Source organism: Streptomyces sp. 796.1 (assembly GCF_047525675.1).
Lineage (GTDB): Bacteria > Actinomycetota > Actinomycetes > Streptomycetales > Streptomycetaceae > Streptomyces.
In genome coordinates, this window is sequence record NZ_JBLIWA010000023.1 from 1 (window position 1) to 14177 (window position 14177).

Consider the following 14177-nt stretch of genomic DNA (forward strand, 5'->3'; position numbering starts at 1 on the left):
TGGTGTTGGGGCGGGTGTTGTTGCCGGGTACGGCGTTCTTGGAACTCGCTTTGCACGCCGGTCAACACACTGGGTGCGAGGTCGTGGAAGAACTCACCCTTGAGGCGCCGCTCGCCTTCGCCGAGGACGGCGCCGTACAGCTTCAGGTGCGTGTCGAAGCGCTCGACGGTGGTCGTCGTGCGATCAGCGTGTACTCCCGGCCCGAGCCCGCGGGACCCGACGGCGCAGAGGCCGACCACCCCTGGACCCGACACGCCTCCGGCACCCTGATCGCCACTCCGCCCCAGATCGGCGCCACAGGGCCGGCCGACGACGATTCGTCGTCAGCCGCCGAGACCTGGCCGCCGCAGGGCGCCCAACCCGTCGACACCGATGGCTTCTACGACTGGCTGGCCCACACCGGGATCGTCTACGGCCCGGCCTTCCACGGCGTACGGGCCGCTTGGCTGCACGGAGAGCAGGTACTCGCCGAGGTCGTCCTTCCCGAACAGGTCGGGTTCGACGCCGGGCGGTTCGGCATCCACCCGGCCCTGATGGACGCCTGCCAGCACCTGCTCGGCCTCGGCGCCTTCGCCGAACTGGCCGATCCGACCGCGGGCCCGGTGGCGCTGCCCTTCTCCTGGCGCGATGTACACCTGGCCGCGCAGGGCGCGGCGCACGTCCGCGCCCATCTCGTCCGTACCGCGCCCGACGCGGTGGCGCTGCGGTTGACCGACGACACGGGCCGCCTGGTGGCGACCGTCGGACGGTTGACCGTACGCCCGGTCTCGTCCGAGGCGCTGCACGCCGCGACCGCGTCCCGCCGGGACCCGCTGTACGGCCTGCACTGGGCGGAACTGCCGAGGCCCGCCGCCGAACCAGCCACCACCGGCCCGATGCGGGCCGTCCTCATCACCCACCGAGGCACCACCACCGACCACCGCGAATCGGCCCACCCGACCAACCCAACCCACCCGACCACCTCAGCAGACCCACTCCACCCATCCGCTGCGGACAAGGCATCCGCCACCTCCCAACCCAACACACCTGGTACACCCGACGCACACAGCGCGCCCCGCCCGACCGACACAGCCGACGCGCCGGTTCCCCCGACTACTCCACCCACCCGTCCCAGCCCCGCCGCGTACGCCGACCTGCCCCGGTACGCGGACCTGGCGGCACTGGCCACCGCGATCGACGCGGGAGCGGACCTGCCAGAGCTGGTGATCATGCCCTGGCCTGCGGAAACGGCATCGCAGCCGACGGCGGGGGCGGTGCACGACGCGGTCAACCTGGCCCTTTCGGCCGTCCAGGAATGGCTGGGTGACGCGCGCTTCGGCGCGGCCCGGCTGGTGTTCCTCACCCGCGGTGCCGTGGCGACCGGACAGGACGAGGCCATCGCCGACCCGGCGGCAGCGGCGGCCGGCGGGCTGATCCGCTCGGCACAGTCCGAGAACCCGGGCCGCATCCAACTCATCGACACCGACGACCACCCCGCATCGTTCATTGCCCTGCCGGCCGCCCTGGCCGGTGGTGCGCCCCAACTCGCCCTCCGCACCGGCACCCCGTACGTACCGCAACTGGCCCGGGTGCCCGAGGCCGACACCGAGCGGCCGGCCTTCGACCCCGACGGCACGGTGCTCGTCACCGGCGGCACCGGCGCGCTCGGCGCACTCCTCGCCCGCCACCTGGTGACCGCGCACGGGGCCAGGCACCTGCTGCTGACCAGCCGCCGTGGGCCCGCCGCGCCCGGTGCCGCCGCGCTGGCCGCCGAACTCACCGAGCTCGGCGCCGACGTGCAGCTCCTCGCCTGTGACAGCGCGGACCGGGAGGCCCTGGCCGCGGCCCTGGCCGCCGTGCCCGAAGCCCACCCGCTGACCGCAGTCGTGCACACCGCCGGCGTGGTCGACGACGGGGTGATCGCCGCGCTGACCCCCGAACGGGTGGCAGGCGTGCTGCGGCCCAAGGTCGATGCGGCGCTCCACCTGCACGAGCTGACGCGCGACGCGGACCTCGCCGCCTTCGTGCTGTTCTCCTCCGTCGCCGGCATCATCGGCAGCCTGGGACAGGGCAACTACGCGGCGGGCAACGCCTTCCTCGACGCGCTCGCCCACAACCGACAGGCCCAGGGGCAGCCCGCGACCTCCCTCGCCTGGGGCCTGTGGGCCGAACAGAGCGGGCTGATGCGTGAGGACTTCAGCGCCACCGACCGCAGCCGCATCCAGCGCAGCGGCGTACTACCGCTCTCCGCCGAACAGGGTCTCGCCCTCTTTGACGCCGCCATCGCCCACGGCGCACCCGTGCTGGCACCCGTACGCCTCGACCTGACGGCACTGCGCCGCCTGGACGGCGAGCTGCCGCCCGTACTGCGCGGCCTGATCCCCGCCCAGCGGCGTACGGTCTCGCCCGCCGACGAGGCCGGCGCGCTGGCCCGACGGCTGACCGGGCGGCCGGCCGCCGAACAACTGCGCATGCTGACCGACCTGGTTCGCGGGCAAGCCGCGGTGGTGCTCGGGCACGCCGGCGGCGACGCCGACGCCATCGCGGCCGACCGGGCCTTCACCGAACTCGGCTTCGACTCCCTGACCGCGCTGGAGATGCGTAACCGGCTGAACGCGGCCACCGGCCTCCGGCTGCCCGCCACCATCCTCTTCGACCACCCCAACGCGGCGGCGCTCGCCCGCCAACTGCGCGACACCATCCTGCGCACCGCCGCCCCCGCCGGCCCCGTACGGCGCACCACCAGCGCCACCGACGAACCGATCGCCATCGTCGCGATGAGCTGCCGCTACCCCGGCGGCATCGAAACACCCGAGGACCTGTGGCGCTGCGTCCTGGACGGCACCGACATGACCTCGCTGTTCCCCACCGACCGTGGCTGGGACCTGGAAGGGCTCTACGACCCGGACCCGGACAGCTTCGGCCGCAGCTACGCCAGGGAGGGTTCCTTCCTGCACGACATCGGCCACTTCGACGCCGAACACTTCGGCATCTCGCCCCGCGAGGCGCTGGCCATGGACCCCCAGCAGCGGATGCTCCTGGAGACCAGTTGGGAGGCGTTCGAACGGGCCGGGATCGACCCGCTGTCCCTGCGCGGCTCCCGCACCGGGGTGTTCGCCGGACTGATGTACGCGGACTACGCGGCGGGCCGGGTCCGCGCGGTCGCCGGCGACCTAGAGGCGTACATCGGCAACGGAAGCTCCCTCGGCGTTGCCTCCGGACGGGTGGCCTACACCCTCGGCCTTGAGGGCCCCGCGGTGACGGTGGACACGGCGTGTTCGTCGTCGCTTGTGGCGCTGCACTGGGCGGCACAGGCGCTACGCACGGGCGAGTGCGACCTGGCGCTGGCCGGCGGCGTGACGGTGATGTCCGCGCCCAGCGTCTTCGTGGAGTTCTCCCGGCAACGCGGGCTCGCCGCCGACGGCCGGTGCAAGTCCTTCTCGGCCGCCGCCGACGGCGTGGGCTGGGGCGAGGGCGTCGGCGTGCTGCTCGTCGAGCGGCTGTCGGACGCGCAGCGCAACGGCCACCCGGTGTTGGCGGTGGTGCGGGGTTCTGCGGTGAATCAGGATGGTGCGTCGAATGGGTTGACGGCGCCGAATGGTCCGTCGCAGGAGCGGGTGATTCGGGCGGCGTTGGCGAGTGGTGGTTTGGGTGTGGGTGATGTGGATGTGGTGGAGGCGCATGGTACGGGGACGCGGTTGGGTGACCCGATCGAGGCGCAGGCGTTGCTTGCGACGTACGGGCAGGGGCGGGAGGAGGGTGACCCGTTGTGGCTGGGTTCGGTGAAGTCGAACATCGGTCACACCCAGGCGGCTGCGGGTGTAGCGGGGTTGATCAAGATGGTGATGGCGTTGCGGCATGGCGTGCTGCCGCGAACGTTGCACGTGGACGAGCCGTCGCCGCATGTGGACTGGTCCACGGGTCGGGTGGAGTTGTTGCGCGATTCGGTGCCGTGGCCCCAGGTGGGGCGTCCGCGGCGGGCGGCTGTTTCCTCGTTCGGGATCAGCGGCACCAACGCCCACATCATCGTCGAACAACCCGCCCCCACCGACACCCCGGCCGTGCCGCGCCCCCGCGCCGAGACACCGACCCCCGGCGGGCTGGTGCCCTGGCTGCTGGCGGCCCGTACGGCCCCCGCCCTGCGCGGACAGGCAGCGCGCCTCGCCCAGTGGGCGACCGAACACCCCACCGCCGACCCGGCCGACGTGGGGTGGTCGTTGGCTGCCGGGCGTGCGGTGTTGGAGCACCGTGCGGTGGTGTGGGGCCGGGACGTGGCGGAGTTGACCGCGGGGGTACGAGCCGTGGCCGAGGGTGTGGTGGGTGGTTCGGTGTGTGGGGTGGCGCGGGATCTGCCTGCTCCGGTGCTGGTGTTTCCGGGGCAGGGTTCGCAGTGGGTGGGGATGGCGGTGGGGTTGTTGGAGTCCTGCCCGGCGTTCGCTGAGGTGGTGGGGGAGTGTGCGGTGGTGTTGGAGGGGTTGGTGGAGTGGTCGCTTCTCGATGTTCTGCGGGATGAGTCGCAGGATGGGGAGTGGTTGGAGCGGGTGGATGTGGTGCAGCCGGTGTTGTTTGTGGTGATGGTGGGGTTGGCTCGGTGGTGGGAGTCGTGTGGGGTGCGGGTTGGTGGTGTGATCGGGCATTCGCAGGGTGAGATTGCTGCCGCTTATGTGGCGGGGGTGTTGTCGCTTGAGGACGCGTTGCGGGTGGTGGTGTTGCGCAGCAAGGTCCTGCGGGAGTTGCCGGCTGGCGGCGGAATGGTGTCGGTGGGGCTTGCGGCGGAGGCCGTACGGGCCGAGATCGAGGCAGCCGGCCTGGGCGAGGTGGTTTCGGTCGCGGCGGAGAACGGGCCTTCGAGCGTGGTGCTCTCCGGCGAAGTGAACGCACTGCGCGAGCTGGTCACCTCGTACGAGCAGGACGGCGTGTGGGTGCGGTGGGTGCCGGTGGACTACGCCTCGCACTCCCCGCAGGTCGATGCGGTGCGGGAGGAACTGGAACGCCTGCTCGCCGGGGTCAACCCGGGCCCCGGGCGGGTGCCCGTGTTCTCCACCGTCACCGGCACGGAACTCACGGACACCACCGCCATGGACGGCACCTACTGGTACACCGGACTACGGCAGACGGTGCGGCTACGAGAGGCCGTCGCCGCGGCCGTCGCCGACGGGCACACCGCCTTCATCGAGTGCAGCCCGCACCCCGGCCTGGTGGTTCCGCTCACCGACACCCTGGAGCAGTTGGGTGTGAAGGGCGTCGTACTGGAGACGCTACGGCGTGCGCACGGCGGCCCGGAGCAACTGGCCCAGGCCCTCGCCCAGGCCCACGTACGGGGCGTGCCCATCGCCTGGCACACCCTGCTGACCAGCGACGACACAGCCGCTGGGGCGCGCAGGGTGGACCTTCCCACCTACGCCTTCCAGCGCGAACGCTACTGGCTCGACCCCGACATGGGCACCGCCCTGCCGGGCTCGGCCGACCGACCCGCCGCCGCGACCGACGCCGACACGGCGGCGGACGCCCCCTTCTGGGACGCCGTCACCGCCGCCGACCCGGGCGAACTGGCGACCATCCTCGACCTGCCGCAGGACGCCCCGCTGCATGAGCTCGTACCGGCACTGGCGTCCTGGCGGGCCAGGCAGCAGGCGGCGGCGACCGTCGGCGGCTGGCGGTACGAGGTGCAGTGGGAGCCGTGGGCGGACGCCGGGGCGGAGCCCGTACTGACCGGCCGTTGGCTCCTCCTGGCACCCACCGGCGCGGCGGGCACGGAACTGCCCGACCCGCTGGCCGCCGCACTCGCCCGCCACGGCGCCGACGTGCTGCGCCTTGAGGTGGCTGAGGCGACCTGCGGGCGGGCCGAACTCGCCGCGGAAATCGGCAGGTTGACCGCAGGCGAGCCGGTGGCCGGCGTGCTCCTGGTGGCGCACGCCGACGACCCAAGGCAGCCCGAACCCCTCCTCACCCTGCTCCTGACGCTCGTCCAGGCACTCGACGACGCCGAGGTGACCGCCCGGCTGTGGACGGTGACCCGCGGCGCCACCACGGTGACGGGAGAAGACCTGGCGAGCCCGGCCGGGGCCGCCGCCTGGGGCCTGGGCCGGGTCGCCGGCCTTGAGCACCCGCAGCGCTGGGGTGGCCTGATCGACCTGCCGGCCGGGCCCGCCGGCGGGTCCGTGCTGCACGCACTCGCCGGCGTCCTGGCGGCGGACACCACCGAGGACGAGTTCGCCGTCCGCCCCCTCGGCGTCTTCGTCCGCCGCCTCGTCCGGCTCACCGAGAGCCAGCCGGGCGGGCCGCACCCGGCGGGCCGCTGGCAGACCCGCGGCACGGCGCTGGTCACCGGCGGCACCGGAGCGCTCGGCGGCCAGGTGGCCCGCGGCCTGGCCGCCGCCGGCGCCGAACGCCTGGTCCTGGTCAGCCGGCGCGGCCCGGCCGCCCCCGACGCCGACGCGCTGCGCGCCGCACTCACCGCGCTCGGCACCCGGGTCGCCGTGGTCGCCTGCGACGTCGCCGACCGCGAGGCGCTCGGCGCCCTCCTCGCGGAGCTCCGCGCGGAAGGCCCCGCCCTGCGCACCGTGGTGCACACCGCGGGCGCCGCAGGACGCGGCCTGCTCGCCGACCTGACACCCGCCGAACTCGCCGCAACCCTGACCGCCAAGGTCGCCGGCGCCACCGCGCTGGACGAACTCACCCGCCCCGACACGCTGGACGCCTTCGTCCTCTTCGCCTCGGCCGCCGGCGTGTGGGGCGGCGCCGGGCAGGGCGCGTACGCGGCGGCCAACGCCCACCTCGACGCGCTGGCCCAACAGCGCCGCGACCACGGGCTGCCGGCCACCTCCCTCGCCTGGGGCCAGTGGGCCGGCGGCGGCATGGCCGCCGGCGCCGCCGGGGCCCACCTCGAACGCATCGGGGTGCCCGCCATGGCACCGGAGCGGGCACTGGCCGCACTGTGGCTCGCGCTGGCCGAGGACCGCACCTGCGTGACCGTGGCCGACGTGCGCTGGGGCCGGTTCATCGAGTCGTACACCGCCGCCCGCCCCCGGCCCTTCCTGGCCCACCTCGCGGCGGAGGTCGAGGCGGCGCGTACGGCACCCGGCGGATCGGAACGGGCGGGCGCGCCCGCCACCTTCCAGGACCAGATGGCGGCACTCTCGGCCGCCGAACGCCGCACCGCGCTCCTCGCCCTGGTCCGCACCGAGGTGGCGATCCAACTCGGGCACGCGGACGCCGCGGCCATCGACCCCGACCGGCCCTTCCGCGACCTCGGCTTCGACTCGCTGGCCGCCGTGGGGTTCCGCAACCGCGTCACCGAGGCCACCGGCATCGCCCTGCCCACCACCGCCGTCTTCGACCACCCCACGGCCACCGTCCTCACCGACCACCTGCTGACCCAACTCGGCGGCCCCGAGCAGGTGCTCCCGCTCGCCGACGAGCTCGACCGGCTGGAAGGCGCACTGGCCGACCTGGGAGCCGAGGACGAGACGCGGGAACAGGTAGCGGACCGGCTGGCCGAACTCGCCGAACGCTGCCGGCGCCGGCCAGGCCAGCAGGACGACCCGGCGGCCGACCGGGCCGCGCGCCCGGACCTGCACACCGCTTCCGACGACGAGATGTTCCAGATCATCGGCAAGGAGTTCGGGATCTCCTGAGCGCGGTCCACGTCCAGGCAGCCCGGCGACGAGGGGTCAACAGCAATGTCCAACGAAGAGAAACTGCGGCACTTCCTGCGGCAGACCGCGGCCGACCTGCGCCGCACCAAGGACCGGGTCCAGGAGTTGGAGGAAGCGGCCAGGGAACCGGTGGCCATCGTCGGCATCGGCTGCCGCTTCCCCGGCGGCGCCGACTCACCCGAGGCCCTGTGGGACCTGGTCGCGCACGGCGTGGACGCCGTCGCCGGCTTCCCCACCGACCGCGGCTGGGACTTGCACGGCATCTACGGCCACGAGGCCGGCGGGGCCGGCGGATCGACCACGGACCAGGGCGGCTTCGTCTACACGGCGGCCGACTTCGACGCCGCCTTCTTCGGCATCTCCCCGCGCGAGGCGCTGGCCATGGACCCGCAACAGCGCCTGCTCCTGGAAACGGCCTGGGAGGCGGTGGAACGCGCCGGCATCGACCCCACGTCGCTGCGGGGCAGCAAGACCGGCGTCTTCGTCGGCGCCAGCGCCCTCGGCTACGGGAGCGGCCGGGCCGGTGCCGAACTGGGCGGCCACCGCGTCACCGGCGGCGCGATGGCCGTCGCCTCCGGCCGGGTGTCGTACGCGCTGGGCCTCGAAGGGCCGGCCGTCACCCTCGACACGGCCTGCTCCTCCTCGCTGGTCGCCCTGCACTGGGCAGGCCACGCGCTGCGCGCGGGCGAATGCGACCTGGCACTGGCCGGCGGGGTGACGGTGATGGCCCGCCCGACCGCCTTCGGCGAGTTCTCCCGGCAGGGCGGGCTGGCCGCCGACGGCCGATGCAAGTCCTTCGCCGCCGCGGCCGACGGGACGGGCTGGGGCGAGGGCGCGGGGCTGCTGCTGGTCGAACGGCTCAGCGACGCACGCCGCAACGGCCACCCCGTACTGGCCGTGGTACGCGGCTCCGCCGTCAACCAGGACGGCGCGTCCAACGGGCTCAGCGCACCCAACGGGCCCTCCCAACGGCGCGTCATCCAGGCGGCGTTGCGCCACGCCGGAGTGACGGCGGCCGAGGTGGACGCGGTGGAGGCACACGGCACGGGGACCACGCTCGGCGACCCGATCGAGGCCCATGCGCTGCTCGCCACCTACGGGCAGGGCCGGCCCGCGGGGCGCCCGCTGTGGCTCGGCTCGGTGAAGTCGAACATCGGCCACGCCCAAGCCGCCGCGGGCGTGGCGGGTGTGATCAAGATGGTGATGGCGGTACGGCACGGGGTGCTGCCCAGGACGCTGCACGTGGACGCGGCGTCGCCGCAGGTGGACTGGGCTTCGGGCGCCGTGGAGCTGCTGGTGCGGGACCGCCCCTGGCCGGCCGTCGACCGGCCGCGGCGGGCCGGCGTCTCCTCGTTCGGCATCAGCGGGACCAACGCCCACGTCATCGTCGAACAGGCGCCGCCACCACGGCGGCCCGCCGGGCCGCTGCCGACCCCGGGGCAGCCACCGGGCGAGCGGATCACCGTGCGCCCCGGCGACCAACCCGCCGCGCAACCCAGCGGCGAGCCTGCCGCGCGACCTACGAACCAGCCTGCTGCCCAGCCCACCGCGCAACCCACTGGTCAGCCTGCCGTCCAACCCAGTGACCAACCCACCGACGAGCCCCGCGGCGTCGGCGGGCTGCTGCCCTGGGTGCTCTCCGCCCGAAGCGCGCCCGCGCTGCGGGCGCAGGCCCAGCGGCTGCGGCAGTGGACCGCGGCCCGCCCCGGGACGAGCCCCGCCGATGTGAGCAGGTCGCTGGCGGTCGGGCGCGCCGTGCTCGAACACCGGGCCGTGGTGTGGGGCCGCGACGCCGACGAGCTGGGGCGCGGACTCGCCGCGGTCGCGGGTGAGGACGCCGCCCCGACCGCGCCCGTCGCCACCGCGACCACCGGGGTCCGCAGATCCGGCAAGTGGGCCGCGGTCTTCACCGGGCAGGGCGCCCAACACCGCGGCATGGCAAGCGAGTTGTACGCCACCTTCGCGGTCTTCGCCGCGGCCGTGGACGAGGCGTGTGCGGCCCTCGAAGCGGCCGGGGCGCCCCCGGTGAAGGCCGCGCTGCTCGACCCCGCGGGCGGCGACCGGCTGCCGGACACGGCCCTGGCCCAACCTGCGCTGTTCGCGTACGAGATCGCCCTCTACCGGCTGTGCGTCTCCTGGGGACTGACCCCGGACTACGTCACCGGGCACTCGCTGGGGGCGATCGTGGCCGCCCAGGTGGCCGGGGTGTTCTCGCTCGCCGACGCGGCGACGCTGGTCGCCACCCGGGCCAGGCTGATGGGCGACCTGCCGGGCGACGGCGCGATGCTGGCCGTCGGCGCCCCCGAGGCCCAGGTGGCCGCCCTCCTCGCCACGCTGCCCGACCCCGGCGTGGAGGTCGCCGCGGTCAACGGGCCGGCGAGCGTCGTGGTCGCCGGCCGGGCCCCGGACGTCGACCACCTCGCCGAGCAGTGCGCCGCACGTGGCTGGCGCACCTCCCGGCTGCGCGTCTCGCACGCCTTCCACTCGGCCCGGATGGACCAGGTCCTCGCGCCGCTGCGGGCCGTACTGCGCGGCCTGACCCGCCGCGCCCCCACCCTGCCGTTCGTCTCCGACACCACCGGCGAGATGGCCACCGCGGGCGAGCTCACCGACCCCGAGTACTGGGTGCGCCACGTACGGGAGCCGGTCAGGTTCGGCGCCGCCGTCGCGACGCTGCGCGCCCACGAGGTGACCACCTTCCTGGAGATCGGCCCCGACGCGGCCCTGACGGCGATGGTCGCCGAGTGCACCGCCGGCGCCGACGGCGTGCACGCCGTGCCGGCGCAGCGCCGCGGCCGGCCGTCGGTCCCCACCCTGGCCACCGCGCTCGGCGAACTCTTCGTACACGGCGTGCCGGTGGACTGGCCGCGGCTGACCGCCGGCCACGGCCACTGGGTCGACCTGCCCACCTACGCCTTCCAGCGCGAGCGCTACTGGCTGCCGCAGCAGCCGGAGCCGGCGGACCAGCAGGGCCGGCCGGCAGCCGGGCCCGGACCGGCCGACGACGACCTGTGGGCCGCGGTGCAGGGCGGCGCCCCGGGCGAGCTGGCCGACCTGCTCGGCGTGGCCGATGACGCCCCGCTACGCGCCGTGGTGCCGGCCCTCGCCGCCTTCCACGGCCGCCGACACCTGGCAGCCACCGCCCGCTCTTGGTGTTACGAGGTCGGTTGGGAGCCCTGGCCAGGCGCGTTGCCGGCGGCCGAACTGCCGGGCCGCTGGCTGGTCGTCCGGCCCACCGGCGCGGACCCGTCGGGCGCCGCGGCCCAGGTGGTCGCCGGACTCGGCCGGCAGGGCGCCGAGCTGACCGTGCTCGACGTCGACCCGGCCGCCCTGACCCGTACCCACCTGGCCACACTCCTCGCACAGCGAGCCGCCGAGCCAGGCGGCGACAACCCGGCCGGCACCGACCCGCCGCCGCTGACCGGCGTGCTGTCCCTGCTCGGCACCGCGCCCGGCACGGAACACGCGGACCTCACGCGTACCGTCACCGCCACCATCAGCCTGGTGCAGGCGCTGGGCGACGCGGAGGTGACGGCGCCGCTGTGGTGCCTGACCCGGGGCGCCGTATCGGTGCTGGGGGAGGAGTTGGACAGCCCGGTGGGCGCGGCGCTGTGGGGGCTCGGCCGGGTCGTCGGGCTTGAGTACCCGCAGCGCTGGGGCGGGCTCGTCGACCTGCCGGCGACCTGCTCGACCCGCACCTGGAGCACGCTCGCCGGGGTGCTGGCCGCCGGGTCGGCCGAGGACCAACTCGCCATCCGACCGCTCGGCCTCTTCGGCCGCAGGCTCGTCCGGGTGGCGGCGCCCGACACCGCGGCGGCCACCGCGCGGCCCGTACCGCACACCGTCCTCATCACCGGTGGCACCGGCGCGCTCGGGGGACACCTGGCGCGCTGGTACGCGGCGGCCGGCACCCGGCGCCTGGTCCTGGTCGGTCGGCGTGGCCCGCAGGCGCCGGGCGCCGCACCGCTGCGGGCCGATCTGGAGGCCGCCGGCGCACAGGTGTTGACCCTCGCCTGCGACCTGGCCGACCCGGACGCCGTCGCCGGCCTGCTCAGCGAGGTACGCGCCCGGGGCTGGCAGCCGCACACCGTGATCCACGCGGCGGGCGTCGCCGGCACGTCGCCGCTGGCCAGGACCGGGCCCGCGGAGGTGGCCGCCACCCTGGGCGCCAAGACCGCGGGCGCGCTGGCCCTGGACGCGCTGCTCTCGACGGACGAGGTGACGCACTTCGTGCTCTTCTCCTCGGCCGCCGGCGTGTGGGGCGGCGCAGGGCAGGGCGCGTACGCGGCGGCCAACGCCTACCTCGACGCCCTCGCCCAGCGCCGCCGCGACCGCGGGCTGCCCGCCACCGCCGTCGCCTGGGGGCGGTGGGCGGGGGAGGGGATGGCCACCGGGCCTGCCGCCTGGCACCTGGAGCGCATCGGCCTGCCGGCGATGGCACCGGCGACCGCGCTCGAAGCCCTCCAACAGACACTGGTCGACGGCCGCACCTGTGTGACCGTCGCGGACGTCGACTGGTCACGCTTCGCCGCCCGCTACACCGCCGCCCGCCCCCGGCCGCTGATCAGCGCGCTGTTGCCGGCCCCGACCCAACCCGACGCCGCGCCGCCAGGTGGCGCGGTCGCGCCCGTTTCGGTGCCCGGCGCGGACGCCGACGACGGCCCGGCCCGGTTCCGCCGGCACCTGGCCGACCAGCAGCCGGCCGAGCGCCAGGCCAGCCTGCTGGCCCTGATCCGCACCGAGACCGCGGCCCAACTCGGCCACGCCACGGCGACCGCGGTCGAACCCGCCCAGTCCTTCCGCGACCTCGGCTTCGACTCGATGGCCGCGGTCGGCCTGCGCAACCGGCTCGGCGAAGCAACCGGACTGCACCTGGCGGCCACTCTGGTCTACGACCACGAGACCCCCAAGGAACTGGCCGAACACCTGGCCTGTGCGCTGGCGGAGGCCACCGACCCGGTCCGGCCCGCCGCGGCGCCCGCCGATCCCGCGTCGCGGGAACTGCTCGGCTCGGTGTACCGACAACTCGCACTGCTCGGCAAGATGAAGGACGCGGAGGGCCTGCTGGCCGGCGCGGCGAGCCTGCGGGAGACCTTCGACGACCCAGGCCGGTACGCCGGCACCACGCCCTTCGCGACGCTCGCCCGCGGCGGCCCCGACCGGCCGGCGCTGATCTGCTTCCCACCCTTCGCCCCCGTCGAGGGCGCTCTGCAATTCGCCAGGCTGGCCGGCGGGTTCGACGGGTTCTGCGACACCTCGGTCCTGACCGTGCCGGGGTTCAAGCCGGCCGAACCACTGGCCGCGTCCCGCGACGTGCTCGTCGACGTCCTCACCGAGGCGGCCGTGCGCTGCGCCGCCGGCCGGCCCTTCGTCCTGCTCGGCTACTCGTCCAGCGGCTGGCTCGCCCACGAGGTGCGCATCAGGTTGGAGGCGCGCGGGAGTGGCCCGCAGGGCGTCGTACTGCTGGACACCTATCTGCCGGCCAGTATGCCGCTGCCGTTGCGCAAGGCCATGAACTACGAGGTCATCGTGCGGCGTCAGGCGTTCGCCGCGCTGGACTACACGGCCCTGACGGCCATCGGCACCTACCGCAGGATGTTCCGGGGCTGGGAGCCGGCCCCGGGCAGCGCGCCCACCCTGGTCGTCCGCCCGGACGAGTGCGTGCCGGGCTCGCCCGACGAGCCGGTGACCGTGCCCGACTGGCGATCCACCTGGCCGCACGCGCACGACCGGGCCCAGGTACGGGGCGACCACTGCACGATGATCGGCGAGCACGCCGCGGCCACCGCGGCCGTCGTCCGCGACTGGCTCACCACCCTCCCCGCCCGGTCGGACCACCCGGCCCCGACCGCCTGACCCGGGGCGTACGCGTCCCGCAAGGCAACCCGCCCCGTACGGGGACCCACCTCGTACCGGAACCCACCCCACGACCGCCCCACCGGCTCCCACCCACCGCGCAGCACCGCCACACCAACCCAACTCCAGCCCCGCCCCAAACCAGCCCCCAACCCAGCACCCACCCACACCCACACACCCCACTCACCCACCCGAAGAAAGCAGGTGTTCGTGTCCGAGCAGAGGGAGTCCCCGGTGGGCTCCGTCGTCGACGTCGATCTGGACCACCTCGTCAACAGGGCCGCCATCCTCGACGTCATCGCCGCCTACGGCCTGGCCTACGACTGCGGGGACTACGCGCGGCTGGGCGACCTGTTCACCGAGGACGCGCGGTACGCGTTCACGCCGGCCCCGGAGTCCTTCCCGCCGTACGTGGCGGGTCGGGCCAACATCGTGGCGGCGATGGCCGCGCTCCGCAGCCACCACGAGGAGACCCGCAAGGCGCACCAACGTCACTTCACCACCAACACCGTCATCACCCGGCGCACCGCCGACCGGGCCGAGGCGCGCTCGCTGATGACCGTCGGCTTCGCCTTCGAGGACGGCCACCAGGAGTTCAGCCGCAGCGGCGTCTACGCCGACGTGCTGGCCAAGGAGGGCGGCCGGGGGGGGGGGGGGGGGGGGGGGGGGGGGGGGGGGGGGGGG

The 14177-nt window shown here is 74.9% G+C and carries 3 protein-coding genes; all 3 read left to right on the forward strand.

Annotation, left to right across the window (positions count from 1 at the left end; all coding sequences use genetic code 11):
- A partial coding sequence (locus tag ACMA1D_RS17035; protein ID WP_414724831.1) for a type I polyketide synthase occupies positions 1–7616 on the forward strand: 7616 nt, incomplete at its 5' end.
- A 45-nt stretch (positions 7617–7661) separates the two neighbouring features.
- Positions 7662–13493, forward strand: a complete 5832-nt coding sequence (locus ACMA1D_RS17040) for an SDR family NAD(P)-dependent oxidoreductase (RefSeq protein WP_414724832.1) — start codon at positions 7662–7664, stop codon at positions 13491–13493.
- A 210-nt stretch (positions 13494–13703) separates the two neighbouring features.
- On the forward strand, positions 13704–14177 hold a 474-nt coding region (locus ACMA1D_RS17045; protein WP_414724833.1), incomplete at its 3' end, for a nuclear transport factor 2 family protein.

Excerpts from the sequence above, each read along its gene's own strand:
- ACMA1D_RS17040 (WP_414724832.1), top strand. The coding sequence starts at position 7,662 with ATGTCCAACGAAGAGAAACTGCGGCACTTCCTGCGGCAGACCGCGGCC.